The sequence below is a fragment of the Streptomyces filamentosus genome, from assembly GCF_014654895.1.
Classification (GTDB): domain Bacteria; phylum Actinomycetota; class Actinomycetes; order Streptomycetales; family Streptomycetaceae; genus Streptomyces; species Streptomyces filamentosus.
Map to the genome: position 1 here is coordinate 234,544 of NZ_BNBE01000003.1, position 26,364 is coordinate 260,907.

Below are 26,364 nucleotides of genomic sequence, written 5' to 3' on the forward strand. Positions count from 1 at the left end.
CGGTCAACGCCCCTTCCGTCCCACTCTCTGGACACTCCCTCAGCTCACCGGCCCTCACCGGCCCCACGCGTCACGGAAGGGCGCGGAAGGGGGGAAACGCCTCGGGTGCGCGGAAGGGGCTTCGGGCACGCGGAAGGGGCGCCCACCGCGTCGGCGGTGGGCGCCCCTTCCCCGGGTGCGGGCGGATCAGACCTGGCCGGCCTTCTCCAGGGCCTCGCAGCAGGTGTCCACGATGAGGCGGGTCACCACGTACGGGTCCACGTTCGCGTTCGGACGGCGGTCCTCGATGTAGCCCTTCTGGTCCTGCTCGACCTGCCACGGGATGCGGACCGAGGCGCCGCGGTCGGAGACGCCGTAGGAGTAGCGGTCCCACGGGGCGGTCTCGTGCAGACCGGTCAGGCGCTCGTCGATGCCGGCGCCGTAGTTCTTGACGTGGTCGAGCGGCTTCGAGCCCTCGCCCAGCGACTCGCACGCGGTGATGATCGCGTCGTAACCCTCGCGCATCGCCTTCGTGGAGAAGTTGGTGTGCGCGCCGGCGCCGTTCCAGTCGCCCTTGACCGGCTTCGGGTCGAGGGTCGCGGAGACGTTGAAGTCCTCGGCCGTGCGGTAGAGCAGCCAGCGGGCGATCCACAGCTGGTCGGAGACCTCCAGCGGGGACAGCGGGCCGACCTGGAACTCCCACTGGCCGGGCATGACCTCGGCGTTGATGCCGGAGATGCCCAGGCCCGCCGTGAGGCAGTTCTCCAGGTGCGCCTCGACGATCGGACGGCCGTGGATCTCGTCCACGCCGACGCCGCAGTAGTAGCCGCCCTGCGGGGCCGGGAAGCCGTTGACCGGGAAGCCCAGCGGACGGGTGCCCTCGAAGAAGGTGTACTCCTGCTCGATGCCGAAGATCGGCTCCTGGGAGCCGTACTTCGCGGCGACCTCGGCGAGCGCGGCACGCGTGTTGGACTCGTGCGGCGTCATGTCCGTGTTCAGGACCTCGCACAGCACCAGGATGTCGTCGCCGCCGCGGATCGGGTCCGGGCAGGAGAAGACCGGCTTGAGGACGCGGTCCGACGCGTGGCCCTTGGCCTGGTTGGTGCTGGAACCGTCGAAGCCCCAGATCGGCAGCTCCGCCAGCGGCAGGACCTCGCCCGCGATGATCTTCGTCTTGGAGCGAAGCTTCGCGGTCGGCTCGGTGCCGTCGATCCAGATGTACTCAGCCTTGAAGGTCACGGGGTCATCCTTAGGGCGTGGCGTGCTGCTGCGGGTCTCCGCGGCGGCTCGCGACGCTGCGAGAAGCTGCGGGCGGCGCCGAACGCCCGGCCGGGGCCCGGCCTGCCGTCTGTGACGCCTTTCGTGTGACCGCAGCTTCGCAACACGGGATTTCCCTTCGGTTGCCCGTTTGTGAACCCCGTGTTACTCAGCCTTCCTGCGATTCCCGAGCCGCCCGTGCGAGCCCGTTCGCGTCGAGCAGTCCGCCGAAGCCCGCCGCCCGGATCCGCCGCACCAGCTCGTCGCGCACGATCCCCAGCTCCCCCGCCGTCCGCTCCAGGTGCCAGTCCTGGAAGGCCAGCCTGCGCAGCAGATAACCCCGTCTGACCTGGGCGTCCGACAACCGGAAGGTCTTCAGGTAGGCCGTCCGCCCCTTGCGGTCGGCGATCAGCTCGCCGATGTGCTGCTCCCGTCCGTCCCGCAGGAACGGCGGCAGGAACCGGTACAGGGCGAACGGCCCCGCCCGGTGGACCCGCTCGAAGGCGTACGTCGTCTCCAGCAGGTCCCGCGCCATCAGCCCGTCGTGCGCCACCGCCCAGCGCCGCTCCTGCTCCCGCGCCGCCGCCCGCAGGTCCGCGAGGTCCCGGATCCCGCCGGCGCCGTCCCGGATCCGCGCCGCGAACGCGGGCACCGGGCCGCCGTAGTGCGCGTACTGGTGCACCAGCTCGCCGTACAGGTCCTCCACCAGCGTCGGATGGAGCAGCCGGTAGTCCTCCGGATGCGGGACGACGAAGGCCGCCGCCAGCGCGTCCGCCGCGTACACCAGCACCCCGCACTGGCCCGGGTGCACCTCGAAGACCCGCAGCGCCTCCGCCAGCCCCGGCACGTCCACGCCCGCGTGCGCCGCCTCGGCCCGCGGCGACAGGCCCCGCCGCAGCGCCTCCCGCGACCACTCCTCCCACAGCACCGGCGGCCCGCCGAAGTGCAGCGCCAGATACCCCTCCAGGGCCAGGTGGAGCGGGAGGAACCGCAGCCGCCGCTCGCCGCGCCGCAGCTTGGCGAGCCGGTGGTGCGGGGCGCGCACCGGCACGGTCGCCGGGGAGCCGTCCCCGAGCCGGGTGCCGTACGCGGCCGTCTCCCGGTCCTCGCCGGACCAGTCCGCGACGAAGCCGTGCGGGACGTACGAGGTGTAGACGGTGCCGTCGCCCACGTCCACCGGAGAGGAGGGGCCGGGGGACGAGGCGTACCCGCAGTCCCGCCCGCCGTCGTCGAGCCGGGCCCCGCCGCCGTACACCTCCCGGTGCAGCCGCAGCCCCTCGACCGGCTCGGCCCGCACCAGCGGCACCAGCCGGATCCCGCCCCACACCTGCGAGGGCCGCACCTCCAGGCCGGTCAGATCGATCCGCGTCACGTCCCCGCCCCCTCTCCCGCCGCCTTCGCCTTCTTCTCCCTCTCCGCCTTCTCCCGCGCGTGCTCCGCGAGGAAGTCCGCCACCCGCCGGTCCAGATAGGACCGCAGCTCGGTCAGCCCGGTCCGGCCCTCCGCGAACCGCGCGATCTCCACGAGGGCCGGCAGGTCCTCCGCGTCCCGGATGCCGACCGCGGGCACCGAGGGGCCCAGCCGCCGCACGTCGAAGACCCCGGCGTCGTATACGGGGTTCACATGGACCACGGCCGTCCGCCGCTCCGGATCGAGCCGCGTCCGCCACACCCGCAGCACCTCGCCCGCGAGCCCCGGCGGCGCGTTGTCCCAGCCGTCCGAGACGACCACCAGCCGCTCCGGCCCCGTGTCCAGGGCGTCGAGGATCCGCATCCCCAGCGGGGTCGGGCCGTACGGCCGGACCAGCAGCGGGTCCGTGCCGCCCGAGGTCCACAGACCGGTGTACGACCCCGGGGCCGCCAGCGCCTCCAGGAGGAAGTGGCCGCCGAGCGCCACGGCCAGCGGCCGGCGCCGCTTCACCGCGGAACCCGACGAGGAGAAGCTGTCGTCGAGCACCGCCGCGACCCGCCCCCAGCTCCCGGCGTACGGCCCCGCGGCCCGCCGCGCCGCCGCCCGCAGCGCCTCCGTCAGCTCGGCCCGCCGCGCAGCCCGCTCCGCGAACGGCAGACCCAGCACGTACAGCGCGAGCCGGGTCAGCGGCATCACGGCCAGGCCGGACGCCCCGGCGGGACGGCCGGCGGCCCGCTCGCTCCGCAGCCGTTCGAGCCGGGTCATCCGGGGCGCGATCCGCTCCAGGAACACCTTCCGCTCCACCCCGTGCTTCGCCGCGAACCCCTCGGCGACGGTGAACGGCAGCGCGTACAGCGCGTTCTCGTCGTAGTGGGCCCGCCGGTACGCCTCCAGGGTGCGGTTCTCGTAGCGCGTCCGCCTCCCCGGCGCGAAGAGGAAGTCGCCGGTCTCGGCGTCGGCGGCCGGCAGGTGCGCGTGCCGGAGGGCGTCCTTCACCCCGGCCCGGTACTTGACGGCGTCCAGCGCCGGATCGGGCCGCGCGGCCAGCCACTCCCGCACGATCGCGCGCGTGCGCCGGTTGTTCACCCCGGCCCCGCGCAGCGTCCGGAAGAGCCGGTACACCCGCTGCGGCGCCGTCCGCGCCAGCCGGGCCGCGATCAGCCGCCCCTCCCCGTCCCCGGCCTCGCCGGGCGTCCGCAGCAGGTGCTCCGCGACGAGCACGGCGTTGTGGTCGTTGATGTCGAGCGCGAGGCAGGAGGCGTACAGCGGGCGGTAGTTGACCCGCACGTACTCGTGCAGGAAGGCGAGCGACAGCCGCTGCTCGGCGGCGGACGAGCGGAACTCCCGCTGTCCGGTGGCGGTGACGGCCGCGTTGACGAACAGCAGCACGTCCTCGGCCGCGACCAGTTCGGACACGGCGTCCCCCTTCCTCACGTGTAGGCGTGCCGGCCGGGGAGAGGGAGCGTGATCAGCGAAGACGTTGCTTTACCAGGCAGGTTCCGGAAGTCACGCCGAAGTCCCGCGGCCGGCACCCGAGCAAACTAACACCGTCCCGGGGACGCCGGGCCAGCGGATTTCGAGGCTGTGGACAACCGGCGTGCGCGCGATCGGCCTGTGGACGACGGGGACCCTGGGCCCCGGGCCGGGCAGACTGGCCCCATGGCGCATCACTCCCTTCCCGACCGCCCCCGCATCGGCCTCCTCGGCACCGGCCCCTGGGCCGCCCGCACCCACGCCCCGGCGCTCGCCGCCCACGAGGGCGTCGAGTTCGCGGGGGTGTGGGGCAGGCGCCCCGAGGCGGCCGCCGAACTGGCCGCCGCCTCCGGCACGCGCGCGTACGACGACCTGGACGCCCTCCTCGACGCCTGCGACGCCGTCGCGGTCGCGCTGCCGCCGGACGTCCAGGCGCCGATCGCGGCCCGCGCGGCCCGGGCCGGCCGCCACCTCCTCCTCGACAAGCCCCTCGCGACGACCGCCGGGGCGGCCCGCGAGGTCGTGGACGCGGCGGAGGAGGCGGGCGTGGCCTCGGTCGTCTTCTGCACCCTGCGCTTCGCCCGGCAGACGGCCGACTGGATCGAGGAACAGCGGGCCACCGGCGGCTGGTACCTGGGCGAGGCCCGCTGGCTCGGCTCCCTGTACGGCCCCGGCTCGCGGAGCGCGTACGCGGCCTCGCCGTGGCGGCGCGAGAAGGGCGGCCTGTGGGACGTCGGCCCGCACGTCCTCTCCGTCCTCGTCCCCGTCCTGGGCGACGTCACCTGGCTGCGGGCGGCGCGGGGCCCGGACGACACCCACCACCTGGTCCTCGGCCACGCCTCGGGCGCCAGCAGCACGGCGACGGTCACCCTGAGCGCCCCGCCGGAGGCCGCGGGCGCGTCGATCACCCTCCACGGCGCGGCGGGCCGCGTGGACCTGCCCCCGTGGGACGGCGCGGCGGACGCCTACGGCCGCGCCGTCGACGCCCTCCTCGCGGCGGCCCGCACCGGCACCCCCCACCCGTGCGACGCCCGCTTCGGCCTCCGCCTCACCGAGCTCCTCCTCCAGGCGGAACACGACGCGAAGACCACCTGACCCCCGCCCGGCGCCCCCCCCGCGCGCCGGGCCCCGGCCCGGCGCGGGGCGCCCCCTACCCCCGGCCGAGGGCGTCCCGGACGGCCTCCTCGGACCGCCCGACGACGGCGGTGCCGTCGTCCGCGGTGATGATCGGCCGCTGGATGAGCTTCGGATGGGCGGAGAGCGCCTCGATCCACCGCTCGCGGTCGCCGGCCTCCCGCCCCCACTCCTTCACGCCCAGCTCCTTCGCCACGGCCTCGCCGGTCCGCGTGATGTCCCACGGTTCGAGCCCGAGCCGGTCCAGCACGCCCCGGATCTCCTCGGCCGAGGGCACGTCCTCCAGGTACTTCCGCACCGTGTAGTCGGCCCCCTCGGCGTCGAGCAGGGTGAGGGCGCTCCGGCACTTGGAACAGGCGGGATTGATCCAGATCTCCATCCCCCCAAACTACCCCCGGACCCCGTCCGACCAGGCCCGATTGTCAGTCCCCGGCTTTAGAATGGGAGACGAAGGCAAGGGCCCCGGGGAGGGCCCCCGCCACCGTTCGCCAGGAGGTAGCCCATGGCAGTAGCCGTGATCCGCAGGCCGTCCATCGAACCCTTCACGCCCCTCCAGAAGAAGGCCCTTCCGGCCGGCCGCCCCCGCGAGTGGTACATCACGCACAACCGCCGCCTGAAGGCGATGCGCCTCACCATCGCCCTCCTCGACTCCGGCGTCTACATCCCCTCCAAGGCCACCAACGCGGCGATCCGCACCATGGCCGAGCGCATAGGCATCCACCCGCCCTCGGACACCACCTGCCGCATGGTCCGCACCCTCATCCGCTACAACAACCGCTGAGGTCCCGGCACCGCCCGGCGCCGATCCGCACGGCGAAGGCCGCCGCCCCCGGGGTTCCGGGGGCGGCGGCCTTCGTGGTGGTGCGGGGTGCCTCGCGGTTTAGAGGTCGTAGTAGAGCTCGAACTCGTGCGGGTGCGGGCGCAGCTGGATCGGGGCGATCTCGTGGGTGCGCTTGTAGTCGACCCAGGTCTCGATCAGGTCCGAGGTGAAGACGCCGCCGGCCTGGAGGTACTCGTTGTCCTCCTCCAGGGCCTTGAGGACGGCCTCCAGGTTGGTCGGGACCTGCGGGACGCTCGCGTGCTCCTCGGGGGCGAGCTCGTAGAGGTCCTTGTCGATCGGCTCCATGGGCTCGATCTTGTTCTTGACGCCGTCGAGGCCCGCGAGGAGGAGGGCGGAGAAGGCGAGGTACGGGTTCGAGGACGGGTCCGGCGCGCGGAACTCGACGCGCTTGGCCTTCGGGTTCGAGCCCGTGATCGGGATGCGCATGGCGGCGGAGCGGTTGCGCTGCGAGTAGACCAGGTTGACCGGCGCCTCGAAGCCCGGGACCAGGCGGTGGTAGGAGTTCACCGTCGGGTTGGTGAAGGCGAGCAGCGACGGGGCGTGCTTGAGGATGCCGCCGATGTAGTAGCGGGCGGTGTCCGACAGGCCCGCGTAACCGGCCTCGTCGTAGAACAGCGGGGAGCCGCCCGACCACAGCGACTGGTGGACGTGCATGCCCGAGCCGTTGTCGCCGAAGATCGGCTTCGGCATGAAGGTCGCGGACTTGCCGTTCCGCCAGGCGACGTTCTTGATGATGTACTTGAACAGCATCAGGTCGTCGGCCGAGGCGAGCAGGGTGTTGAACTTGTAGTTGATCTCGGCCTGGCCGGCGGTGCCGACCTCGTGGTGCTGGCGCTCGACCTGGAGGCCGACCTTCTCCAGCTCCAGGGACATCTCGGCGCGCAGGTCGGCGAAGTGGTCGACCGGCGGGGCCGGGAAGTAGCCGCCCTTGTAGCGGACCTTGTAGCCGCGGTTGTTCTCCTCCGCACCGGTGTTCCAGGCGCCGGCCTCGGAGTCGATGTGGTAGAAGCCCTGGTTCGCGGAGGTCTCGAAGCGGACCGAGTCGAACACGTAGAACTCGGCCTCGGGGCCGAAGTACGCGGTGTCGGCGATGCCGGTGGAGGCGAGGTAGGCCTCCGCCTTCTTCGCGATGTTCCGCGGGTCGCGGCTGTAGGCCTCGCCCGTGATCGGGTCGTGGATGAAGAAGTTGATGTTGAGCGTCTTGTCGCGGCGGAACGGGTCCAGGCGGGCCGTGGAGAGGTCCGCGCGCAGCGACATGTCGGACTCGTGGATGGCCTGGAAGCCGCGGATCGACGAGCCGTCGAAGGCGAGCTCCTCGGACGGGTCGAAGGCCGTCGCAGGGATCGAGAAGTGCTGCATCACGCCGGGAAGGTCGCAGAAGCGGACGTCGACCATCTTGACGTCCTCGTCCTTGATGAACTTCGCGACTTCGTCGGCGTTCTGGAACCCGTGCTTGGACATCCAACTCCTCCTACTCCCGGCCCGGGGAGGGGCGGGGTTGCAGCTCGGTGATGCACCAGTGCGGTGGCGCACGCTCGGACCCGACCCTAGGCAGTCGGGATTTCTCAAGCATGACCCATTTGTTTCGTCGAAGTTAACCGGGGCGGTTCTGGCCGGCTCGTGTCGCGCCCCATCCGCACCCGGACCGAAGTGATCGAAAACGGGCGCAGTACGGTGGTCGGGTGGACAACAGGCAAGCACTCGGATCGTGGCTCTCCGGCCCCCGCGCCGCCGCGGAGCAAGCAGGCGTGGACTTCGGCTACCGGGGGCAGCAGCTGGGCCTCCCGGAGGAGGGACCCGGCTCCATCGCCCGGCCCGGGGCACGTCTGGGCGCCCTCGCCGTGGACTGGGCCCTGTGCAGCGTGATCGCATACGGACTCATCACCCAGAGCTATGGCCAGACCAGCCAGAACTGGGCCCTGCTCATCCTCTTCGTCCTGATGACCCTGACGATCGGCACCGTCGGCGCCACCCCGGGGAAGCTGATCTTCCGCCTCCGGGTCGTGTCCGTCCGCGGCGGCCGGCTCTCCCCGCTCCGCGCACTGCTCCGCGCGGCCCTCACCTGCCTGGCGATCCCCGCCCTCGTCTGGGACCGCGACGGCCGCGGCCTCCACGACCGCCTCTCCGGCGCCGTCCAGATCCGGGTCTGAACCGTCCGGACCCGGGGATCCGGGACGGGGCGGACGTACGACCGGGACGGGGAGACGTACGAAAGGCGGTGCCCCGGGCCTCTCACAGGTCCGGGGCACCGCCTCTTCCGTCTCGTGCGCCGGTCAGCGCATCTTTCCGCCGCGCGGCATCTTCATGCCCTTGGGCATCGGGCCCTTCGGGAGCGGCATGTTGCTCATGAGGTCGCCCATCGCCCGCAGCCGGTCGTTGGCGGCCGTCACCTGGGGACCGCTGAGCAGCCGGGGCAGCTTCAGCATCTTGGTGCGGATCTTCTTGAGCGGGACCTGGCCCTGCTCCTCGTCGTTGCCGACGATGATGTCCGTGACCGGGACGTCGACCACGATCCGGGCCATCTTCTTCTTCTCGGCCGCGAGGAGGGGCTTCAGCCGGTTCGGGTTGCCCTCGCCGACCAGCACGATGCCCTGCCGGCCGACCGCGCGGTGCACGACGTCCTGGCTGCGGTTCATCGCGATCGCCGGGGTCACGGTCCAGCCGCGCCCGATGTTCTGGAGCACGGCCGCCGCCGCGCCGGGCTGTCCCTCCATCTGCCCGAAGGCCGCCCGCTCGGCGCGCCGCCCGAAGACGATCGCCATCGCCAGGAGCGCCAGGACGAAGCCCAGGATGCCCAGGTAGACCGGGTGTCCGATCAGGAAGCCGATACCGAGGAGGACGCCGAGCACGACGATGCCCACGCCGGCGACGACGAGCCCGACCTTGGGATCGGCCTTCCGGGTCATCTTGTACGTGAGGGCGATCTGCTTCAGTCGCCCTGAGTTCGCGGCGTCAGCGCCGCCCGTGTTTGCCTTCCTCGCCATGCCTTGAAGTCTACGTGGCCCGGGACGTCCGGCCGGACGCGGCCTCCAGGACGTGCTGGGCCTCCACGCGGTCCCTGGCTCGGCGGCGGTCCTCCAGGACGGAGGTCCAGGCGTTGCGCCGGGCGGTGCGCTGTCCGGCGCCGAGGAGCAGCGCCTCGACGGCCCGGAGGGTTCCGGTGACAGACGGGAGGGCGCTGACGCGCACGTGCGTCGATGCGGCCGGCATGAGGGGTCCTCTCGCGCGCGGGTGGTGACGAGGCGGGGGTGGGAGCGGTTCGGTGGCGGTGCGTGGAACCATGCTCACAGAACGGTGTTACCAGGGCATGACCCGGCGGTCAAACACTGGTGAAACGCCGGTGCGGACCCCCCGGACGGCGGAGCGGCCCGCACCGCCCCGCTGAACTGCGGGGCCGTACGGGCCGCTCACCCGGCAGGCACTACCTACCGGTAACCACCTGTGCGGCGACTCACACGACCGGCAGCCCGGCCGCGGCCGCCCCGCGCTTCTCGGGGCCCTCGGCCGAGCTCCGCCTCGCCACCGCTCCGGCCGCGTGCCCGCCCTCGTTCCTCGGACGGACCCGCAACCTACGCTTCGACTCGGCTGCGCTTCTCCATGGCCTGCTGGTAGAGACGCCCCGCGCGGTAGGAGGAGCGGACCAGCGGGCCCGACATGACGCCGGAGAAGCCGATCTCGTCGGCCTCGTCCTTCAGCTCCACGAACTCCTGCGGCTTCACCCAGCGCTCCACGGGGTGGTGCCGGACCGAGGGGCGCAGGTACTGGGTGATCGTGATGAGCTCGCAGCCCGCGTCGTGCAGCTGCCGCAGCGCCTCGCTGACCTCCTCGCGGGTCTCGCCCATGCCGAGGATCAGGTTGGACTTCGTGACCAGACCGTAGTCGCGGGCCTGCCGGATCACGTCCAGGGAGCGCTCGTAGCGGAAGCCGGGGCGGATCCGCTTGAAGATCCGCGGCACCGTCTCCACGTTGTGCGCGAAGACCTCGGGGCGGGAGTCGAAGACCTCCCGGAGCAGCTCCGGCACCGCGTTGAAGTCGGGGGCCAGCAGCTCGACCTTGGTGCGGCCGGCGGCGCGCTCCGCGGTCTGCTGGTGGATCTGGCGCACGGTCTCCGCGTACAGCCAGGCGCCGCCGTCCTCCAGGTCGTCGCGGGCGACGCCGGTGATGGTGGCGTAGTTCAGGTCCATCGTGACGACCGACTCGCCGACGCGGCGGGGCTCGTCGCGGTCCAGCGCCTCGGGCTTGCCCGTGTCGATCTGGCAGAAGTCGCAGCGCCGGGTGCACTGGTCACCGCCGATGAGGAAGGTCGCCTCGCGGTCCTCCCAGCACTCGAAGATGTTGGGACAGCCCGCCTCCTGGCAGACCGTGTGCAGGCCCTCGCTCTTCACGAGGCTCTGCATCTTCGTGTACTCCGGACCCATCTTCGCGCGGGTCTTGATCCACTCGGGCTTGCGCTCGATGGGGGTCTGGGCGTTCCGGACCTCCAGGCGCAGCATCTTGCGTCCGTCGGGGGCGACTGCGGACACATCGGCTCCTGTAGCTTCGATTCTTCGGCGTACATCAGGGTACGCCCGTTGCTTCCATGCCTTGCTACGTCTGGCCAACCCGTGGCCAGAGCCGGGCATTCCTAGGCCGGGGCCCGTTCCGTCTCGCGCGCGATCTCCCGGGGCCGGGGCTCCGCGCTCTCCAGCACGTCCCGCAGGTGCCGCTCCACCACCGGGAGGACCTCCTCGACGGTGACGTCGCGGCCCAGCTCGTTGGCGAGCGAGGTCACGCCCGCGTCGCGGATGCCGCACGGGATGATCCGGTCGAACCAGGCGTTGTCCGGGTTCACGTTGAGGGCGAAGCCGTGCATCGTGACGCCCTTGGCGACCCGGATGCCGATGGCGGCGAGCTTGCGGTCCTCGCGGCGCTGGCCGGCGTTGGAGGGGGCGTACTCGGGGCCGTTCAGGCGCGGGTCGAACTCCTCGTCCGTCAGCCGCGGGTCGAAGTCCAGCGAGAGCCCGCCGAAGGACGGCCGCTGCTCGACCGCGTCGCCCAGCACCCAGACGCCGCTGCGGCCCTCGACCCGGGTGGTCGCCACGCCGAACTCGGCGGCGGTGCGGATCAGGGCCTCCTCCAGGCGGCGCACGTGCGCGACGACGTCCACCGGGCGGGGCAGCTTGAGGATCGGGTAGCCGACCAGCTGGCCGGGGCCGTGCCAGGTGATCTTGCCGCCGCGGTCGACGTCGACGACCGGGGTCCCGTCGAGCGGGCGCTCGCTCTCCTCCGTGCGCCGGCCCGCCGTGTAGACCGGGGGGTGCTCCAGGAGCAGACAGGTGTCGCCGGTCTCGTCGGCGAACCGCGCGGCGTGCACCTCGCGCTGCTTGTCCCAGGCCGCCCGGTACTCGACGGCGTCCTCGCCGAAGCCCAGGCGGACGAATTGCAGCTCACTCACGGCCATGCCTCCTCCTGGGTGCCCGCGGCCGGGTTCCGGGGATCTTCCCGGGGCGGGAGCCGGCCCGGCACCCTGCGTTTTACGCGCCCATGCCACTGTACGGCGGCGTCGGCGCGTTCCTTCGGGCAGGTGGAGGGCCCGGGGGACCGCGGGGAGCGGCCGGGCCGAGGTCAGCGCCGCGCGACAACGAGGGTTCCGGTTCCTCACACGATCGGATGAATGTGGGGCGAAGCTGGCGGTACGGGCCGGGATGACCGCTACATTCACGCCGTTCCATGAGGGTCCAAACGGGCTGCCACCTGCGCCCGAAGGCAGGAGACCGCACAGCCGATGACGGAACGACCACCGCAGCGCGTCCCGAACCGCCAGCTCGCCGCGCTCATCGCCGAAGCCGGGTTCTCCAACGCGGGGCTCGCCAGAAGGGTGGACCAGCTGGGCCTGGAGCACGGCCTCGACCTGCGGTACGACAAGACCTCCGTGACGCGCTGGCTGCGGGGCCAGCAGCCGCGCGGCACCACCCCCGCCCTCATCGCCGAGGTCTTCACCCGCCGCCTCGGCCGCCGGCTCTCCGCCCAGGACCTCGGGCTCGACGCCTGCGCCCCGGTCTACGCGGGCCTGGAGTTCGCCGCCACCCCCGAGGAGGCCGTGGACATCGTCAGCGGCCTCTGGCGCAAGGACTCCGGCAGCCACGCCGAGCTCCGCAAGATCGCCTTCACCCCGGCCGGCCTCGTCGTGCCCAGCCGCGACTGGCTCATCGGCCGCGCCGACGACCGGGTGGCCCGCGGCGAGCAGCCGCCCGTGCCGGTGGTCCGCCCGGCGGCCCAGGGCGGCCCGGTCCGCCCGATCGGCCAGGACCCCCGGGTGCCCGCGCAGGGCCGCTTCTCGGTGCCCCGCCAGCGCGGCACCGAGCGGGGCCCCGGCCAGCGGGTCTCCGGCGGCGACGTCGCCGCGCTGCGCTCCGTCGGCGACCTCTTCCGCACCCTCGACCACGCCTACGGCGGCGGCCACGCCCGCCAGGCCCTCGTCCGCTACCTGGAGCACGAGGCCGAGCCCATGCTCCGCGGCACCTACGGCGAGACCACCGGCCGCCGCCTCTTCGGCGCCGTCGCCGACCTCACCCGGCTCGCCGGCTGGACCTCGTACGACATCGCCGCGCACGGCCTCGCCCAGCGCTACTTCGTCCAGGCGCTGCGCCTCGCCCAGGCCGCCGGGGACCGGGCCTACGGCTCGTACGTGCTCCTCACCATGAGCTGCCAGGCCGTCTACCTCGGCCACGGGCGCGAGGCCGTGCAGCTCGCCCGGGTCGCCCAGCAGGGCGTCGGCTCCGCCGCCCCGCCCGCCGTCCAGGCGATGCTGAACGCCGTCGAGGCCCGCGGGCACGCCGTCCTCGGCGAGGCCCGCGCGTGCAGCGCCTCCCTCGTCCGCGCCGAGCGGGCCCTGGAGTCCGCCCGGCCCGGCGACGAGGCGCCAGCCTGGGCGCGCGCCTTCGACGAGGCCCAGCTCGCCGACGACCTCGGCCACTGCCACCGGGACCTCCAGCAGTACCGTCCCGCCGCCCAGCACGCCGAGCGGTCCCTCCAGCTCCGCGCCCCCGGCCACGCCCGCAGCCGCCTCTTCTGCCGGGTCGTCCTCGCCACCGCCCGGCTCGCCCTCGGCGAGCTGGACCAGGCGTGCGCGCTCGGCGCCGAGGCCGCCCAGCAGGCCGCCGAGATGCGCTCGGCCCGCGCGATCGAGTACGTCCGCGACTTCGAGCGCCGCCTGGAGCCCTACCGCGACGCCCCGCCCGTCCGCACCTACCGCGACCGCGTGGCCGCCCTCGGCTGACCGCCGCCCTAGGTGTATTGCCCTGTGAGGTTGGGGACGCGGCTGGCGGGTGGTTTGCCTGCGAGCGCGGTGTGTCCGCGGTGGTGATTGTAGGAGTGCAGCCAGCCGGGGAAGGTGTCGCGTCGTTCCTGCTCTGACCGGTAGGGCTTCGCGTAGGCCCATTCGTCGAGCAGGGTGCGGTTGAGGCGTTCGACCTTGCCGTTGGTCTGGGGTCGGTAGGGCCGGGTTCGCTTGTGCGCGATCCCGGCCCGGGCGAGGGCGTCGCGCCAGTCACGGGAGCGGTAGCAGGCTCCGTTGTCGGTCAGGACGCGCTCGACGGTGATCCCGACGCTGGTGAAGTAGGCGTGGGCCCGCTGCCAGAAGCCGGTGGCAGTCTCCTTCTTCTCGTCGGCCAGGATCTCGCTGTAGGCGAGGCGGGAGTGGTCATCGACGGCGGTGTGGATGTAGCTGTAGCCGACGCCTGCACGGTTCTTCCGGCCGGCCCGGCGGCCGAGGGTCTTGTGGCCGCCGCCGTCGGGGATGTTGCCGAGCTTCTTGATGTCGACGTGGACGAGTTCGCCCGCCCGGTCGCGTTCGTAGCGGCGTATGGTCCGGCCGGTGGCCCGGTCCAGGTGGGACAGGCGGGCCAGGCCGAACCTGTTCAGGACCCGGTGCACGGTCGAGGGCACCAGGCCCAGCAGGTGCGCGATGCGGGCCGGTCCCCACCGCCGCGTGAGCCGGACCTTGATGATCCGGCGCTCGGTTCGGGTCGGCGTCCGGCGGGGGCTGTGGTGCGGTCGTGACGAGCGGTCGGTCATCCCGGCCTCGCCCAGCAGCCGGTAGCGGCCGGCCCACCGCTGGGCGGTTGTGGGTGAGACCTGGAAGCGTTCGGCGGCCCGGCGCAGCGGCCAGCCGTCCTCGACCACGCAACGGGCCAGGCGCAGGCGTCCGGTCTCGGTCAGGGGTGCATTACGGTGGGGCACGAGGGCCTTTCTGGTCGCCGGTGCAGATGTCGCAATCCACACCAGGCCAGAAGGCCCTCGCCCATTTCAAGATCCCTCAGCCGAGACCTGCATCACCTGTCCACAACCTCCCGGGACAGAACACCTAGGCCGCGTCCTCCAGCTCCGCCAGGGGCAGCGGGCGCAGCCCCAGGTCGGCGAGGACGGCGGCGGCCGCGCGCTCCCCGGAGGCGAGGGTGGAGCGCAGGGTGCCCGCCGCCCGGTGGTCGCCGCAGACGTACAGCCCGGCGAGCAGCCGCACCGAGCGGCACGGGTCGTGCGCCGGCGGGGTGGCGAGCACCGCGTCCCGCGTGTGGTGCAGCGCCAGCAGCTCCCACTCGTCGGTGGACGTGCCGTACAGCGCCGCCAGGTGCTTGCGGACCCGCCGCTCGGTGTCGTCCGGCGGCGTCCCGAGGACCGTCGACGTGACCAGCGTCCGGCCCGCGGGCGCCCGCGTCGGGTCCACCGCGCTCATCACCGCCGTGTGCGCCACCGGCCCGCCCGGGTCCGACTCCACCAGCAGCGCCGGCTCCGCCGAGGGCGCCACCGGGGCGGTGTGGTGCAGCACCGTCACCGGGTGGTACGCCGGGACCCGCAGGCCCGGCAGCAGCCCGGCCGCCGTCCGTGCCCCGGTCGCGAGGACCACGGCCCGGCAGCCGACCGTCCCGTGCTCCGCCGTGACGACCCGGGCCGCCGACACGTCCACGACCCGGACGCCGGTGCGCACCGTGCCCGGCGGCAGCAGCGCGGCCAGCCGTTCGGGGACCGCCGACGCCCCGCCCTCCGGCACCGACACCCGGCCCCGGGCGAAGGCCCGCAGCGCCAGGTCCGCCCGCCGGCTCGACACCTCCAGGTCCGGGTCGGCGAGGAGCGCCGCGAGCAGCGGCCGCAGCACGGTCTGCACGGTCCGGACGGGCAGCCGCCCCGACAGCGCCTCCTGCGCGGTCCGCTCCGGCCGGGCGAGGATCCGCTGGGTGGGGGTGGCCGCGAGCCGCACCAGGGAGGCGCCGAGCCGCGCCTGGTCCAGGGAGGCCGCCGGATGCCGGGGGGCGCTCGCGAGGGCGCGCGCCACGGTGAACGCGCCCCTGCGGTTCCGGGGGTGCGGCGCGCCCCAGCGGGCGTACCGCCCGTCGGAGTGGACCAGCACCCCCGGCGCGAAGGGGCGCGGCACCACGCCGCCGAGGCCCGGCAGGGCCCGCAGCTCCTCCGGCGAGAGGGTGAGCAGCCGGCCCACCCGGTCGAGCCGGAAGCCGTCGGTCACGGTGGTGGCGTGCCGTCCGCCGACGGACGGACCGGCCTCCAGGACCGCGACCGAGAGCCCCGCCCCGGTCAGCCGCCGGGCCGCGGCGAGCCCCGCGACCCCGGCGCCCACGACGACCACGTCGACGTCCCCCGGGTCACCGGGGCCGCTCCGGCCGTCCGCCGCCTGCCGGGGCCCCGGGACGGCCGTGTCCTGCGCGGCCGCCGGCACGGTGGTGACCTCCGTGGCGTCGTCCGCGTGCTGTGCCTGCTGTGCGGTGCGTGCGGTACTGAGCACGTGCCCCTCCCCAGGTCTGCGCCGCCTGTTGGGGGCCTATGCCCCCAACGGGCCCCCGGAATGCCCGAGTTCGCGATCCGTGTCGACTGGTGGGCATCGAGGGTAGGCAGCGCTCCCACGGCGGCGGCCCCGCGCGCGGCGGGCTTGCCGGAGCACGGGGGAGCGCAGGGAGCGCAGACCCGGCTCAGCGGGCCGCGGCGGCCCGGATGGAGTCGTCGATGGTGGGGAAGGCGAAGGAGAAACCTGAGGAGAGCAGCCGTCCGGGCAGCACCCGCTGGCTGCCGAGGACGTCCTCCGCGAAGTCCCCGAGGGCGAGGCGCAGGGCGGGCGCGGGGACCGTCAGGAGGGTCGGACGGCGCAGCACCCGGCCCATCGCCGCGGTCACCTCGCGGTTGGTGACCGGCTCGGGGGCCGTCAGGTTCACCGGGCCCGACAGCGACGGGGTGTCCATCAGGTGCCGCAGGGCGGCGACCTCGTCGTGCAGCGAGATGAAGGACCAGTACTGGGAGCCGTCGCCCATCCGGCCGCCGAGTCCCGCCCGGAAGACCGGGAACAGCCTTCCCCACGCGCCGCCCTGACGGGCCACCACCAGACCGGTGCGGGCGTACGTGACGCGGATCCCGGCCTCCTCGGCGGGGGCCGCCGCGGCCTCCCACTCCACGCACACCGAGGGCAGGAAGCCGGTGCCGGCCGGGGCGTCCTCGTCCACCGCGCGGCTGCCGGTGTCGCCGTACCAGCCGAGCGCCGTGCCGCACACCAGCGCCTCGGGCGGCTCGGCGAGCCCGGCGAGCGCCCGCGCGATCGCGGTGGTGCCGAGCACCCGGCTGTCCCGGATCTCCTTCTTGTACGCCTCGGTCCACCGCCGCTCGCCGACGCCCGCGCCCGCCAGGTGCACGACCGCGTCCACGCCGACGAGCCCGGCCGCGTTCACGTACAGCCGCTTCGGGTCCCATTCGACCTCGTCGGCGGCGGCGGCGGGCCGGCGGACGAGCCGGAGCACGTCGTGCCCGTCGGCGCGCAGGGAGTGGACGAGGGCGGCGCCGATGAGCCCGGAGGCCCCGGTGACGGCGACGCGCTTGCGGATGGCGGAAGGCTGCATGCCCCCATCCTGCCCCGGCCGGCCCGGGGCGTGGCACAGTGACGGCCATGACCGAGCCGGAGACCTTCCTGATCAGGGCCGCCCTGCCGGGCGACGCCGAACCGCTGGGACTGCTGGACCGGGCCACCTGGTCCCCGCTGCACGCGGTGGTGCCCGCGCCCTCGGAGCCGTACCCGCCCTTCTTCGACGACCGCCACCGGCCCGCGGACCACCTGGTGGCCGAGCGGGCCGGGACCCTGCTCGGCTACGTCCGGGTGGGGCACCCGACGCCGCTCGCCGCCAACGCCCACGTCCGCCAGATCCAGGGCCTCGCCGTCGCCGACGGGGCCCGCGGCCAGGGGGTGGGCCGCGCCCTGCTGCGCGCCGCGCTGGTGAAGGCCCGCGCCGACGGCGCCACCCGCATCACCCTGCGGGTCCTCGGGCACAACGTCCCGGCCCGCGCGCTCTACGAGGCGGAGGGCTTCGCCGTCGAGGGCGTGCTGCCCGGCGAGTTCCTCATCGACGGCGCTTTCGTCGACGACGTGCAGATGGGGCGCTCGCTGGACTAGAAGCCACCGGGGGGAAGGGGAAGAGGGGATCAGGCGGGCCCCAGCTCCCACAGCTTCACGCCGCCCGTCAGCTCGCGCAGGCAGCGCAGGGCGAGGGCGGCGGGGGAGCCGGGGCCCTCGACGGGGGCGTCGGACTCGGCCCAGCTCTCCAGGGCGACGCGGATGGCGTCGGTGGCCGCCGCGGCGGCGAGCCGTACCTCCAGGGGGTCGGCCCCGGGCCCGGCGAGGGTCGCCAGGACCTCCCGCAGCCGCTCCTCCGACTCCTGGTTGACCCGGTACCAGACGGCCCGCAGCGCCGGGTCCTCGGCCGAGGCGCGCAGCAGCCCCCGGGTCCAGCGCAGCCCCTCGGCCTCGGCCTCGTCGGCCGGGGTGAGGGAGGCGGTGATCGAGTCCTCCAGCGCGGCCGGCAGCGGGACCCCCGGGCCGGCCGCGGCGAGCGACTCCCGCCAGCGGTCCGCGCCGCCCGCGAGGAGCGGGGCGACGGCGTCCTGTTTGGAGCGGAAGTACCGGTAGAAGGTGCGCAGCGCGACCCCGGCCCGCTGGGCGATGGACTCGGCGGTGGTGCCGTCGGGGCCGTCCTCGGTGAACAGCTCGGCCGCGGCGCGGGCGATGTCCAGCTGGGTGGCGGCCTTGCGGCGCTGGGTCAGGGAGGGCGTCGCGGCCGTCGTGTCGGGTCGGTTGCTCACCGTACGAGGGTACGCCCCCCTCCCTCCGGCCTGCATGAAATGCATGTGTGGCAAAACGTGCCACTCGGGCGTACGGTGGCAGGCAAGCAAGGAAGCTTGAGATCGAGAGGTTGCCGCCATGAACCAGCTCACCCGTTACGAAGGACGCCGCGCGCTCGTCACCGGAGGCGGTTCCGGCATCGGCCAGGCCACCGTCCTGCGCATGCTCGCCGAGGGCGGCCGGGTCGTCGCCGCCGACATCAGCGAGGACGGCCTCGAGGACACCGTCGCCAAGGCGGGCGACGCCGCCGACCGGCTCACCACCGTCGTCGTGAACGTCGCCGACGAGGCGTCCGTACGCGCCGGCGTCGCCGCCGCCGTCGACACCCTCGGCGGCCTCGACGTCCTGGTCAACGCGGCCGGCGTGCTCCGCTCCTCGCACACCCACGAGACCGGCCTCGACTCCTTCGAGCAGGTCATCCGGATCAACCTGACCGGCACCTTCCTCATGATCCGCGAGGCGATACCGGCGCTCCTGGAGGGCAACGGCTCCGCCGTCGTCAACTTCTCCTCCACCTCCGCGATGTTCGCCCACCCCTACATGGCGGCCTACGCGGCCAGCAAGGGCGGCATCCAGTCCATGACCCACGCGCTCGCCGCCGAGTACGCCAAGCGGGGCATCCGCTTCACCGCCGTCCAGCCCGGCTCCATCTCCTCCGGCATGACCGACGGCTCCGGCGCCAGCAGGCAGTCCGTGGGCCCCGGCCTCCCCGCCGACGCCGACATGTCCCTCTTCGTGAAGCTCGCCCCCGCCCTCGGCCAGGGCTTCGCCGGCCCCGAGACCGTCGCCGGCGTCGTCGCGATGCTCGCCAGCGAGGACGGCCGCTTCATCACCGGCACCGAGGTCCGCATCGACGGCGGGACGCACTTCTGATGTCCTCGCGCGCCCTGAGGGAGTTCGCCGGCCGCGTCGCCGTCGTCACCGGAGCCTCCTCCGGCATCGGCGCCGGCCTCGCCCGGCACGCCGCGAAGCTCGGCATGAAGCTCGTCCTCGCCGACATCGCCGCCGACCGGCTCGCCGCCTTCGCCGAGGAACTGCGGGCCGCCGGGGCCGAGGTCGAGGCCGTCGTCACCGACGTCGCCGAACCCGCCTCCGTCGAGGCCCTCGCCGACACCGCGTACACCCGCTTCGGCACCGTCGACCTCCTGGTCAACAACGCCGGGATCATGGCCATGGGCTACTCCTGGGAGATCCCCGCCGAACGCTGGGACGCCATGCTCCGGATCAACATCGGCGGCTACGTCAACGGCATCCGCGCCTTCGTCCCCCGCATGCTGGAGCGCGGCGAGAAGGCCTGGATCGTCAACGTCTCCTCCATCGGCGGCCTGCTGCCGAGCCCGCTCATGGCCCCGTACAGCGTCACCAAGTTCGGCACCCTCGCCCTCAGCGAGTCGCTGCACCACGAGATGCTGATGAAGGGCGCCCCGATCCAGGTGTCCGTCGTGACCCCCGGCTCGGTCAAGAGCGAGATCTTCAGGGCCGCCCGCCCCGGCGAGACCGCGCCCCCGGAGATCGCCGCCTTCAACGACCGGCTCCAGAAGCTCGCCGACGAACACGGGCTCACCCCCGAGGAGCACGCCGAGCGCGTCTTCGAGAGGGTCGCCGAGGGGAAGTACTGGGCGATCCCGCAGCCCGAACAGCTCTTCCCCGCCCTCCAGCCGCGCACGGACATGATCCTCGCCCAGGAGAACCCCCGCCTCCAGACCGGCTGACCCCTCACCCGCACCACCGCACGGGCCCCGGCACCCCCTCCGCCGGGGCCCGACCGGCCGCGAACCGCTCCCGCGGCCGGGCCGGGGGTCTAACCGGCCTTGAACCGCTCCCACAGCCGGGGCAGCCGGGCCGCCAGGGCGGGGCCGTGCGCCAGGTCCAGGGGCACGCCCTCCGGCTCCCCGGCCGGCATCGCGATCCCCAGGTCCGGGGTCTCCGAGCCGGTCAGCGTCTCGTACGCCTCGTCCGCCGCGAAACCGAGCTCCTCGCCGTCCCCGTCCAGCTCCGGGTCGAACTCCTCCAGGAGCTCCGCCAGCCCGTCCGGATCGGCCACCCCGCCCTCGTACACCTCCCGGCCCTGCCCGATCAGCCAGCAGCGGAAGGCGTCGAAGCCCTCCTCGGCCGTCCCCGCCCCGTCGAGCAGCACCGCCGCCGCGCCCCACACGTCCCAGTGGTACGCGCGGTTGAAGCGGGCCTCGAAATGGCGCGCGTAGTCGAGCACCGTGTCCGGATCCAGCCGGGTCAGCCGTTCCACGAGCAGGTCGGCCTGCTCGTCGGGGTCGCCCTCGGCCTCCTCGCGGGTGGCGTCGATGATCTCCCAGAACTCGGTCTCGTCCATCACGGCTCCAGGATCGGGGCTCGGACCGGAGGACGCACCCGGAAAGCCCGGATTCCATCCGGACAGAAGATGTCGGGTATTCCTGCCAGCCTGAAGCCATGACCACCGACAGGAACACCGACGGGAACACCGACGCGAAGCCGCTGCGCGGCCGGATCTGCCTGGTCGCCGGGGCCACCCGGGGCGCCGGCCGGGCCATCGCCGTCCAGCTCGGCGCAGCCGGGGCCACCGTCTACGTCACCGGCCGCACCACCCGCGCCAGGCTCAGCGAGGTCGGCCGCGCCACCGAGACCATCGAGGAGACCGCCGAACTGGTGACCGCCGCCGGCGGCGAGGGCACCGCCGTCCCCACCGACCACCTCGACCCCGGCCAGGTCCGCGCCCTCGTCGACCGGATCGACCGCGAGCAGGGCCGGCTCGACGTCCTCGTCAACGACGTCTGGGGCGGCGAGCACCTCCTCGTCGACACCTTCGGCAAGAAGACCTGGGACATCGACCTCGCCGCCGGCCTCAGGATGCTCGAACTCGGCGTGCGGACCCACCTCGTCACCTCGCACACCGCGCTGCCGCTGCTGGGCCGCCACCCCGGCGGCCTCGTCGTCGAGGTCACCGACGGTACCGACGCCTACAACGGCACCCACTACCGCGAGAACCTCTTCTACGACCTCGCCAAGAACGCGCCCCTCCGGATGGCCTTCGGCCTCGCGAAGGAACTCGCCGACTCCGGCGGCATCGCCGTCGCCGTCAGCCCCGGCTGGCTCCGCTCCGAGCAGATGCTCGCCCACTTCGGCGTCACCGAGGAGAACTGGCGGGACGCGACGGAGAAGCTCCCCGACTTCGGCGTCTCCGAGTCCCCCGTCTACATCGGCCGGGGCGTCGCCGCCCTCGCCGCCGACCCCGACCGCGCCCGCTGGAACGGACGCTCGCTCGACAGCGGCCGGCTCGCCCGGGAGTACGGCTTCACCGACGAGGACGGCTCCCGGCCCGACTCCTGGGGCTTCATCCTCGCCAAGGAGGCCGACCCGGACACCCGTATCGAGGACTACCGGTAGACCGAGGTCCACCGGCGGCCCGTGGTCCACCGGTCGGCCGTGGAGCACCGGTCGGACCGCGGACCACCGGCCGCCGGGCGCTACCGGTAACGCTCGGCCGCCGCCCGCGCCGCCTCGGCGAACCGCGCGCGCAGGGAGGCGGGGGCCACCACCTCCGCCTCCGGGCCGAGCCCGAAGAGCTGCCCGAAGGCGACCTCCTCGTCCTCCACCCGCAGCGTCGCCGTCACCCGCCCGTCGACCTCCGGCACGGCCCCCGCCAGCGCCTCCTCGGCCGCCGCCCGGTCCGTCACGTACGGCAGCCGCCGCGCACCCGCCTCCGTCAGCCGCAGCACCACCTCGGCCCGCAGCAGCGAGCGCGCGAACTCCAGCGCGCGCTCCGCCCAGAAGACCGGCAGGTCGAAATCCGGGTCCCGGTCGAAGCGCTCCCCGCCCACCGCCACCGCCGTGAACCGGTCCACCCGGTAGGTGCGGTACGAACCGCCCGCGCGGGCGCACACGTACCAGACCCCCGCCTTCAGGACGAGCCCGTACGGCTCCAGCTCCCGCTCGACCTCCTCGCCGTCACCGCGCCGGTAGCGCGCCGACAGCCGCCGGTCGTCCCAGACCGCCTCCGCCACCGCGGGCAGCAGCTCCGGCGTCACCGGCTCCTGGTACCAGCCGGGCGCGTCCAGGTGGAAGCGGCGGGCCGCCGACCCCGGCGCGTCCGCCAGCGAGGGCAGCAGCGCCGCCGACACCTTCAGCCGGGCCGCCGAGGCCGCGTCCTGGAGCCCCATGTCCCGCAGCGCGCCCGGGAGTCCGGACAGGAACAGCGCCTCCGCCTCGTCCTTCGCGAGCCCGGTCAGCCGCGTGCGGTACCCGCCGACCAGCCGGTACCCGCCCGCCCTGCCCCGCTCCGAAAACACCGGAACCCCCGCCTCCGAGAGGGCGAGGGCATCACGGGTGACGGTCCGCTCCGACACCTCCAGCTCGGCGGCGAGTTCGGCCGCCGTCATGGAGGCGCGGTTCTGGAGGAGCAGGACCATCTTGATGAGTCGGGCGGCGCGCATGAGGACATCATGCGCGCCGCCACCGACACGCGGCCCCTACAGGCCGTAGCGCTCGCGCGCCTCCTTGACCGCGGTGGCCGGGACCTCGCCGCGGCGGGCGAGCTGCGCCAGGGACGCGGCCACGATCGACTGGGCGTCGACGCCGAAGTGGCGGCGGGCTGCGGCGCGGGTGTCCGACAGGCCGAAGCCGTCGGCGCCCAGCGAGGAGTAGTCCTGCTCGACCCACTGCGCGATCTGGTCCGGGACCTGGCGCATGTAGTCGGAGACCGCCAGGACCGGCGACTCGACGCCCGCGAGGGCCTGGCGCAGGTACGGCACCCGCTCCTCGCCGCGCAGGAGGGCGGCGTCCGCCTCCAGCGCGTCGCGGCGCAGCTCGGTCCAGGAGGTGGCGGACCACACGTCGGCGCCCACGCCCCACTCCTCGGCGAGCAGCTTCTGCGCCTCCAGGGCCCAGTGGATCGCGGTGCCCGAGCCGAGCAGCTGGATCCGCGGCGCGTTGGCGGGCAGGGTCAGCCCGGCCGACTCCGCCGTGTTGAAGCGGTACAGGCCCTTGACGATGCCCTCGTCGACGCCCGCGTGGCCCGGCTTGGCCGGCTGCGGCATCGGCTCGTTGTAGACCGTCAGGTAGTAGAAGACGTCCTGGTCCTCGCCCGGGGCGGCCTCGCCGTACATCCGGCGCAGACCCTCCTTGACGATGGCCGCGACCTCGTAGGCGAACGCCGGGTCGTAGGTCAGGGCGGCCGGGTTGGTGGCCGCGATGACGGGGGAGTGGCCGTCGGCGTGCTGGAGGCCCTCACCGGTCAGGGTGGTGCGGCCGGCGGTCGCGCCGACGAGGAAGCCGCGGCCGAGCTGGTCGCCGAGCTGCCACATCTGGTCGGCGGTCCGCTGCCAGCCGAACATCGAGTAGAAGATGTAGAACGGGATCATCGTCTCGCCGTGCGTGGAGTACGCGGTCGACGCGGCGATGAAGTCGGCCATCGAGCCGGCCTCGGTGATGCCCTCGTTCAGGATCTGGCCGTTGACGGCCTCCTTGTAGTACATCAGCTGGTCGCGGTCGACCGGCTCGTACGTCTGGCCCTTCGGCGAGTAGATGCCGAGCGAGGGGAAGAGGGACTCCATGCCGAAGGTGCGGGCCTCGTCCGGGACGATCGGGACCCAGCGCTTGCCGGTCTCCTTGTCGCGGACCAGGTCCTTCACCAGGCGGACGAAGGCCATCGTGGTGGCGATCGACTGCGAGCCGGAGCCCTTGTCGAAGGAGGCGAAGGCCTTCTCGGACGGGGCCGGGAGCGGGGCGACCGGGTGGACGCGGCGGGCCGGGGCGGGACCGCCGAGGGCCGCCCGGCGCTCCTGGAGGTAGCGAACCTCGGGGGAGTCGGCGCCCGGGTGGCCGTAGGGGACCACGCCGTCGACGAACTGCGCGTCGGAGATGGGGAGTTCGAGAAGGTCACGCATGTTCTTGAACTCGTCGGAGGTGAGCTTCTTCATCTGGTGGTTCGCGTTCTTCGACGCGAAGCCCTCACCCAGGGTGAAGCCCTTGACGGTCTGCGCCAGGATCACGGTCGGGGCGCCCTTGAACTCCAGGGCGGCCTTGTACGCGGCGTACACCTTGCGCGGCTCGTGGCCACCGCGCGAGAGGTGGAAGCACTCCAGGATCTTGTCGTCCGAGAGCAGCTGCGCCATCGCGACCAGCGCCGGGTCCTTGCCGAAGAAGTCCTGGCGGATGTAGGCGGCGTCGCGGGTCTGGTACGTCTGGACCTGCGCGTCCGGCACCTCGCGGAGGCGGCGGACCAGGGCGCCGGTGGTGTCGAGCGCGAAGAGCTCGTCCCAGGCGTTGCCCCACAGGGTCTTCACGACGTTCCAGCCGGCGCCGCGGAACTGGGCCTCCAGCTCCTGCACGATCTTGAAGTTGGCGCGGACCGGGCCGTCGAGGCGCTGCAGGTTGCAGTTGATGACGAAGGTCAGGTTGTCCAGGCCCTCGCGGGCCGCCAGCGCGAGGGCGGCGGTCGACTCGGGCTCGTCCATCTCGCCGTCGCCGAGGAAGGCCCACACGTGCGAGGCGGAGACGTCCTTGATGCCGCGGTTGGTCAGGTAGCGGTTGAAGCGCGCCTGGTAGATCGCGGAGAGCGGGCCGAGGCCCATGGAGACGGTGGGGAACTCCCACAGCCAGGGCAGGCGCCGCGGGTGCGGGTAGGAGGGGAGGCCCTCGCCGCCCGACTCCTGCCGGAAGTTGTCGAGGTGCGACTCGTTCAGGCGGCCGTCGAGGAAGGCGCGGGCGTAGATGCCGGGGGAGGCGTGGCCCTGGATGTAGAGCTGGTCGCCCGAGCCGTCGCCCTCCTTGCCCTGGAAGAAGTGGTTGAAGCCGGTCTCGTAGAGCCAGGCCGCGGAGGCGAAGGTGGCGATGTGGCCGCCGACGCCGTGCTTGGAGCCGCGGGTGACCATCGCGGCCGCGTTCCAGCGGTTCCAGGCGGTGATCTTCCGCTCCATCTCCTCGTCGCCGTCGATGACGGGCTCGGAGGAGGTGGGGATGGTGTTGAGGTAGTCCGTCTCCAGGAGCTTGGGCAGGGCCAGGCCCGCGCCCTCGGCGTGCTGGAGCGTGCGGCGCATCAGGTAGGCGGCCCGGTGGGGGCCGGCGGCCTTGGTGACGGCGTCCAGGGAGGCCGCCCACTCGGCGGTCTCCTCGGTGTCACGGTCCGGGAGCTGGTCGAGCTCGCTCGGAATCTTGCCTACGGGATCGGTCATGATCGCCGCCTTCCGGACAGATGGGGGTGGAGATAAAAACGGGGCCTTGTCTGGCAGGACAGGGCGAAGGGCCGGGTAGCGGCCCGCCGGAAACTGTAAACCGCCGATCGATGATCGATCAAAGGGTTGAAGGAGGAAACCTCTTCAGATCGAGAAAGTCGGCACAGGGTGCCGCGAAAAGGGGCACCCGGTGCCGACTTTTCGAACGGTGGGAGAACGCCGGGAGCCCCGCCGAAGCGGGGCTCCCACCTGCGAAAACGCTCAGGCGCGGGGCGCACAGCCCAGGACGTGGGCCTTCACCAGGGCCCCGATGTTCGGATCGCCCCGGCGGAAGGCCTCCACCAGCTCCTGGTGCTCCTCCGCGTACGACTTCTGCACCGTGCCCAGCCAGCGGATCGACAGGGCGGTGAAGACCTCGATGCCCAGCCCCTCCCAGGTGTGCAGCAGCACGCTGTTGCCGGCCGCCTTCACCAGCTCGCGGTGGAAGGCCACCGTGTGCCGGACCTGCGCCGTGCCGTCGGAGCCCGCGTCCGCCTCGTACAGCGCCGCCACGTGCGGCTCCAGCGTCGAGCAGTCGGCGGACAGCCGGGGCGCCGCCAGCTCGGCGGCGATCTGCTCCAGACCGGCCCGGACCGGGTAGCTCTCCTCCAGGTCGGCCGCGGTGAGGTTGCGGACCCGGACGCCCTTGTTCGGCGCCGACTCGATCAGCCGCAGCGACTCCAGCTCCCGCAGCGCCTCGCGGACGGGCGTCTGGGAGACCTCCAGCTCGGTCGCGATCCGGCGCTCCACGATGCGCTCGCCCGGCTTCCAGCGGCCGCTGACGATCCCCTCCACGATGTGCTCGCGGATCTGCTCGCGCAGCGAGTGGACGACGGGGACGGTCATGGAACGGCTCCTCCGGGAGTTTCGTGACCCTTAGACAATACGGCGGTGCCCCCGCCCGGACCCACATCCGG

General features: G+C 73.4%; 25 protein-coding genes. 8 read left to right on the forward strand and 17 right to left on the reverse strand.

What is annotated here, in order from left to right:
* Nucleotides 1-186: 186 nt before the first annotated feature.
* The 3 genes from glnII to IE326_RS28520 all read right to left on the reverse strand — a co-directional run bounded on the left by glnII (nucleotide 187) and on the right by IE326_RS28520 (nucleotide 4,062).
* On the reverse strand, nucleotides 187-1,218 hold the full coding sequence (gene glnII, locus IE326_RS28510; RefSeq protein WP_030751547.1) for a glutamine synthetase: 1,032 nt from the start codon (nucleotides 1,216-1,218) through the stop codon (nucleotides 187-189).
* Nucleotides 1,219-1,405: 187 nt separating this feature from the next.
* A complete protein-coding gene (locus tag IE326_RS28515) occupies nucleotides 1,406-2,608 on the reverse strand; it encodes an ARPP-2 domain-containing protein (RefSeq protein ID WP_190043715.1) in 1,203 nt (400 codons plus the stop codon).
* The gene (locus IE326_RS28520; RefSeq protein WP_229915723.1) at nucleotides 2,605-4,062 is read right to left on the reverse strand and encodes a hypothetical protein; all 1,458 of its coding nucleotides are present in this window, start codon (nucleotides 4,060-4,062) and stop codon (nucleotides 2,605-2,607) included. The genes IE326_RS28515 and IE326_RS28520 overlap by 4 nt, the downstream gene beginning before the upstream one ends.
* Before the next feature lie 243 nt (nucleotides 4,063-4,305).
* On the opposite strand from IE326_RS28520, the gene IE326_RS28525 reads away from it, so the two are divergent.
* Nucleotides 4,306-5,214 carry a Gfo/Idh/MocA family protein gene (locus IE326_RS28525; RefSeq protein ID WP_150227827.1) on the forward strand — a complete coding sequence of 303 codons (909 nt, stop codon included), beginning with the start codon at nucleotides 4,306-4,308 and terminating at the stop codon, nucleotides 5,212-5,214.
* A gap of 55 nt (nucleotides 5,215-5,269) precedes the next feature.
* On the opposite strand, the gene IE326_RS28530 is transcribed toward IE326_RS28525, so the two are convergent.
* Nucleotides 5,270-5,632 (reverse strand): arsenate reductase family protein, encoded by a 363-nt coding sequence (locus IE326_RS28530; RefSeq protein ID WP_150227826.1) that lies wholly within the window; start codon nucleotides 5,630-5,632, stop codon nucleotides 5,270-5,272.
* 123 nt (nucleotides 5,633-5,755) lie between these two features.
* On the opposite strand from IE326_RS28530, the gene IE326_RS28535 reads away from it, so the two are divergent.
* Nucleotides 5,756-6,034, forward strand: a complete 279-nt coding sequence (locus IE326_RS28535) for a hypothetical protein (RefSeq protein WP_150227825.1) — start codon at nucleotides 5,756-5,758, stop codon at nucleotides 6,032-6,034.
* A gap of 99 nt (nucleotides 6,035-6,133) precedes the next feature.
* On the opposite strand, the gene glnA is transcribed toward IE326_RS28535, so the two are convergent.
* A complete protein-coding gene (gene glnA, locus IE326_RS28540; protein ID WP_150227824.1) occupies nucleotides 6,134-7,555 on the reverse strand; it encodes a type I glutamate--ammonia ligase in 1,422 nt (473 codons plus the stop codon).
* 221 nt (nucleotides 7,556-7,776) lie between these two features.
* On the opposite strand from glnA, the gene IE326_RS28545 reads away from it, so the two are divergent.
* Nucleotides 7,777-8,244 carry an RDD family protein gene (locus IE326_RS28545; RefSeq protein WP_030751522.1) on the forward strand — a complete coding sequence of 156 codons (468 nt, stop codon included), beginning with the start codon at nucleotides 7,777-7,779 and terminating at the stop codon, nucleotides 8,242-8,244.
* A 123-nt stretch (nucleotides 8,245-8,367) separates the two neighbouring features.
* Here IE326_RS28545 and IE326_RS28550 read toward each other — a convergent pair whose 3' ends face one another.
* From IE326_RS28550 to lipB, 4 genes are all read right to left on the reverse strand, one after another.
* Nucleotides 8,368-9,078, reverse strand: a complete 711-nt coding sequence (locus IE326_RS28550; RefSeq protein WP_030751518.1) for a DUF4191 domain-containing protein — start codon at nucleotides 9,076-9,078, stop codon at nucleotides 8,368-8,370.
* A gap of 10 nt (nucleotides 9,079-9,088) precedes the next feature.
* Nucleotides 9,089-9,304 carry an SCO2195 family GlnR-regulated protein gene (locus IE326_RS28555; RefSeq protein ID WP_150227823.1) on the reverse strand — a complete coding sequence of 72 codons (216 nt, stop codon included), beginning with the start codon at nucleotides 9,302-9,304 and terminating at the stop codon, nucleotides 9,089-9,091.
* A gap of 359 nt (nucleotides 9,305-9,663) precedes the next feature.
* On the reverse strand, nucleotides 9,664-10,617 hold the full coding sequence (gene lipA, locus IE326_RS28560) for a lipoyl synthase (protein ID WP_150227822.1): 954 nt from the start codon (nucleotides 10,615-10,617) through the stop codon (nucleotides 9,664-9,666).
* A gap of 101 nt (nucleotides 10,618-10,718) precedes the next feature.
* Nucleotides 10,719-11,528 carry a lipoyl(octanoyl) transferase LipB gene (lipB, locus tag IE326_RS28565; RefSeq protein ID WP_190043717.1) on the reverse strand — a complete coding sequence of 270 codons (810 nt, stop codon included), beginning with the start codon at nucleotides 11,526-11,528 and terminating at the stop codon, nucleotides 10,719-10,721.
* A 330-nt stretch (nucleotides 11,529-11,858) separates the two neighbouring features.
* Here lipB and IE326_RS28570 point away from each other — a divergent pair, with 330 nt between their 5' ends.
* Nucleotides 11,859-13,352, forward strand: a complete 1,494-nt coding sequence (locus IE326_RS28570; RefSeq protein WP_150227820.1) for an NsdA family TPR-like regulatory protein — start codon at nucleotides 11,859-11,861, stop codon at nucleotides 13,350-13,352.
* Nucleotides 13,353-13,360: 8 nt separating this feature from the next.
* Here the strand turns inward: IE326_RS28570 and IE326_RS28575 are convergent, their stop codons facing one another.
* The 3 genes from IE326_RS28575 to IE326_RS28585 all read right to left on the reverse strand — a co-directional run bounded on the left by IE326_RS28575 (nucleotide 13,361) and on the right by IE326_RS28585 (nucleotide 16,968).
* Nucleotides 13,361-14,314: an IS481 family transposase gene (locus IE326_RS28575; protein WP_190042421.1), complete on the reverse strand. Its 954-nt coding sequence runs from the start codon at nucleotides 14,312-14,314 to the stop codon at nucleotides 13,361-13,363.
* A 124-nt stretch (nucleotides 14,315-14,438) separates the two neighbouring features.
* Nucleotides 14,439-15,713, reverse strand: a complete 1,275-nt coding sequence (locus tag IE326_RS28580) for an FAD-dependent oxidoreductase (protein ID WP_308440352.1) — start codon at nucleotides 15,711-15,713, stop codon at nucleotides 14,439-14,441.
* Between the two features lie 340 nt (nucleotides 15,714-16,053).
* Entirely contained in the window at nucleotides 16,054-16,968 is a 915-nt protein-coding gene (locus IE326_RS28585) for a TIGR01777 family oxidoreductase (RefSeq protein WP_190043718.1), read from the reverse strand.
* Nucleotides 16,969-17,015: 47 nt separating this feature from the next.
* Here IE326_RS28585 and IE326_RS28590 point away from each other — a divergent pair, with 47 nt between their 5' ends.
* Nucleotides 17,016-17,516, forward strand: a complete 501-nt coding sequence (locus tag IE326_RS28590; protein WP_150227818.1) for a GNAT family N-acetyltransferase — start codon at nucleotides 17,016-17,018, stop codon at nucleotides 17,514-17,516.
* A gap of 29 nt (nucleotides 17,517-17,545) precedes the next feature.
* Here IE326_RS28590 and IE326_RS28595 read toward each other — a convergent pair whose 3' ends face one another.
* A complete protein-coding gene (locus IE326_RS28595) occupies nucleotides 17,546-18,238 on the reverse strand; it encodes a TetR/AcrR family transcriptional regulator (RefSeq protein ID WP_150232616.1) in 693 nt (230 codons plus the stop codon).
* Nucleotides 18,239-18,320: 82 nt separating this feature from the next.
* Here IE326_RS28595 and IE326_RS28600 point away from each other — a divergent pair, with 82 nt between their 5' ends.
* The gene (locus tag IE326_RS28600) at nucleotides 18,321-19,115 is read left to right on the forward strand and encodes an SDR family NAD(P)-dependent oxidoreductase (protein WP_150227817.1); all 795 of its coding nucleotides are present in this window, start codon (nucleotides 18,321-18,323) and stop codon (nucleotides 19,113-19,115) included.
* On the forward strand, nucleotides 19,115-19,954 hold the full coding sequence (locus IE326_RS28605) for an SDR family NAD(P)-dependent oxidoreductase (protein WP_190043719.1): 840 nt from the start codon (nucleotides 19,115-19,117) through the stop codon (nucleotides 19,952-19,954). The genes IE326_RS28600 and IE326_RS28605 overlap by 1 nt, the downstream gene beginning before the upstream one ends.
* Nucleotides 19,955-20,043: 89 nt before the next feature.
* On the opposite strand, the gene IE326_RS28610 is transcribed toward IE326_RS28605, so the two are convergent.
* Nucleotides 20,044-20,571 (reverse strand): DUF4240 domain-containing protein, encoded by a 528-nt coding sequence (locus IE326_RS28610; protein ID WP_150232614.1) that lies wholly within the window; start codon nucleotides 20,569-20,571, stop codon nucleotides 20,044-20,046.
* A 98-nt stretch (nucleotides 20,572-20,669) separates the two neighbouring features.
* On the opposite strand from IE326_RS28610, the gene IE326_RS28615 reads away from it, so the two are divergent.
* A complete protein-coding gene (locus IE326_RS28615) occupies nucleotides 20,670-21,623 on the forward strand; it encodes an SDR family oxidoreductase (protein WP_190043720.1) in 954 nt (317 codons plus the stop codon).
* An 80-nt stretch (nucleotides 21,624-21,703) separates the two neighbouring features.
* Here the strand turns inward: IE326_RS28615 and IE326_RS28620 are convergent, their stop codons facing one another.
* The 3 genes from IE326_RS28620 to IE326_RS28630 all read right to left on the reverse strand — a co-directional run bounded on the left by IE326_RS28620 (nucleotide 21,704) and on the right by IE326_RS28630 (nucleotide 26,293).
* Nucleotides 21,704-22,669: a helix-turn-helix transcriptional regulator gene (locus IE326_RS28620; RefSeq protein WP_150227814.1), complete on the reverse strand. Its 966-nt coding sequence runs from the start codon at nucleotides 22,667-22,669 to the stop codon at nucleotides 21,704-21,706.
* Between the two features lie 36 nt (nucleotides 22,670-22,705).
* Nucleotides 22,706-25,408, reverse strand: a complete 2,703-nt coding sequence (aceE, locus tag IE326_RS28625; protein WP_150227813.1) for a pyruvate dehydrogenase (acetyl-transferring), homodimeric type — start codon at nucleotides 25,406-25,408, stop codon at nucleotides 22,706-22,708.
* Nucleotides 25,409-25,669: 261 nt separating this feature from the next.
* The gene (locus IE326_RS28630) at nucleotides 25,670-26,293 is read right to left on the reverse strand and encodes a GntR family transcriptional regulator (RefSeq protein WP_150227812.1); all 624 of its coding nucleotides are present in this window, start codon (nucleotides 26,291-26,293) and stop codon (nucleotides 25,670-25,672) included.
* Nucleotides 26,294-26,364 lie beyond the last annotated feature (71 nt).

Excerpts from the sequence above, each read along its gene's own strand:
- IE326_RS28525 (WP_150227827.1), top strand. The coding sequence starts at position 4,306 with ATGGCGCATCACTCCCTTCCCGACCGCCCCCGCATCGGCCTCCTCGGC.
- IE326_RS28530 (WP_150227826.1), bottom strand. The coding sequence starts at position 5,632 with ATGGAGATCTGGATCAATCCCGCCTGTTCCAAGTGCCGGAGCGCCCTC.
- IE326_RS28535 (WP_150227825.1), top strand. The coding sequence starts at position 5,756 with ATGGCAGTAGCCGTGATCCGCAGGCCGTCCATCGAACCCTTCACGCCC.
- glnA (WP_150227824.1), bottom strand. The coding sequence starts at position 7,555 with ATGTCCAAGCACGGGTTCCAGAACGCCGACGAAGTCGCGAAGTTCATC.
- IE326_RS28550 (WP_030751518.1), bottom strand. The coding sequence starts at position 9,078 with ATGGCGAGGAAGGCAAACACGGGCGGCGCTGACGCCGCGAACTCAGGG.
- IE326_RS28555 (WP_150227823.1), bottom strand. The coding sequence starts at position 9,304 with ATGCCGGCCGCATCGACGCACGTGCGCGTCAGCGCCCTCCCGTCTGTC.
- IE326_RS28570 (WP_150227820.1), top strand. The coding sequence starts at position 11,859 with ATGACGGAACGACCACCGCAGCGCGTCCCGAACCGCCAGCTCGCCGCG.
- IE326_RS28585 (WP_190043718.1), bottom strand. The coding sequence starts at position 16,968 with ATGCAGCCTTCCGCCATCCGCAAGCGCGTCGCCGTCACCGGGGCCTCC.
- IE326_RS28590 (WP_150227818.1), top strand. The coding sequence starts at position 17,016 with ATGACCGAGCCGGAGACCTTCCTGATCAGGGCCGCCCTGCCGGGCGAC.
- IE326_RS28595 (WP_150232616.1), bottom strand. The coding sequence starts at position 18,238 with ATGCAGGCCGGAGGGAGGGGGGCGTACCCTCGTACGGTGAGCAACCGA.
- IE326_RS28600 (WP_150227817.1), top strand. The coding sequence starts at position 18,321 with ATGAACCAGCTCACCCGTTACGAAGGACGCCGCGCGCTCGTCACCGGA.
- IE326_RS28605 (WP_190043719.1), top strand. The coding sequence starts at position 19,115 with ATGTCCTCGCGCGCCCTGAGGGAGTTCGCCGGCCGCGTCGCCGTCGTC.
- IE326_RS28610 (WP_150232614.1), bottom strand. The coding sequence starts at position 20,571 with ATGGACGAGACCGAGTTCTGGGAGATCATCGACGCCACCCGCGAGGAG.
- IE326_RS28615 (WP_190043720.1), top strand. The coding sequence starts at position 20,670 with ATGACCACCGACAGGAACACCGACGGGAACACCGACGCGAAGCCGCTG.
- IE326_RS28620 (WP_150227814.1), bottom strand. The coding sequence starts at position 22,669 with ATGCGCGCCGCCCGACTCATCAAGATGGTCCTGCTCCTCCAGAACCGC.
- aceE (WP_150227813.1), bottom strand. The coding sequence starts at position 25,408 with ATGACCGATCCCGTAGGCAAGATTCCGAGCGAGCTCGACCAGCTCCCG.
- IE326_RS28630 (WP_150227812.1), bottom strand. The coding sequence starts at position 26,293 with ATGACCGTCCCCGTCGTCCACTCGCTGCGCGAGCAGATCCGCGAGCAC.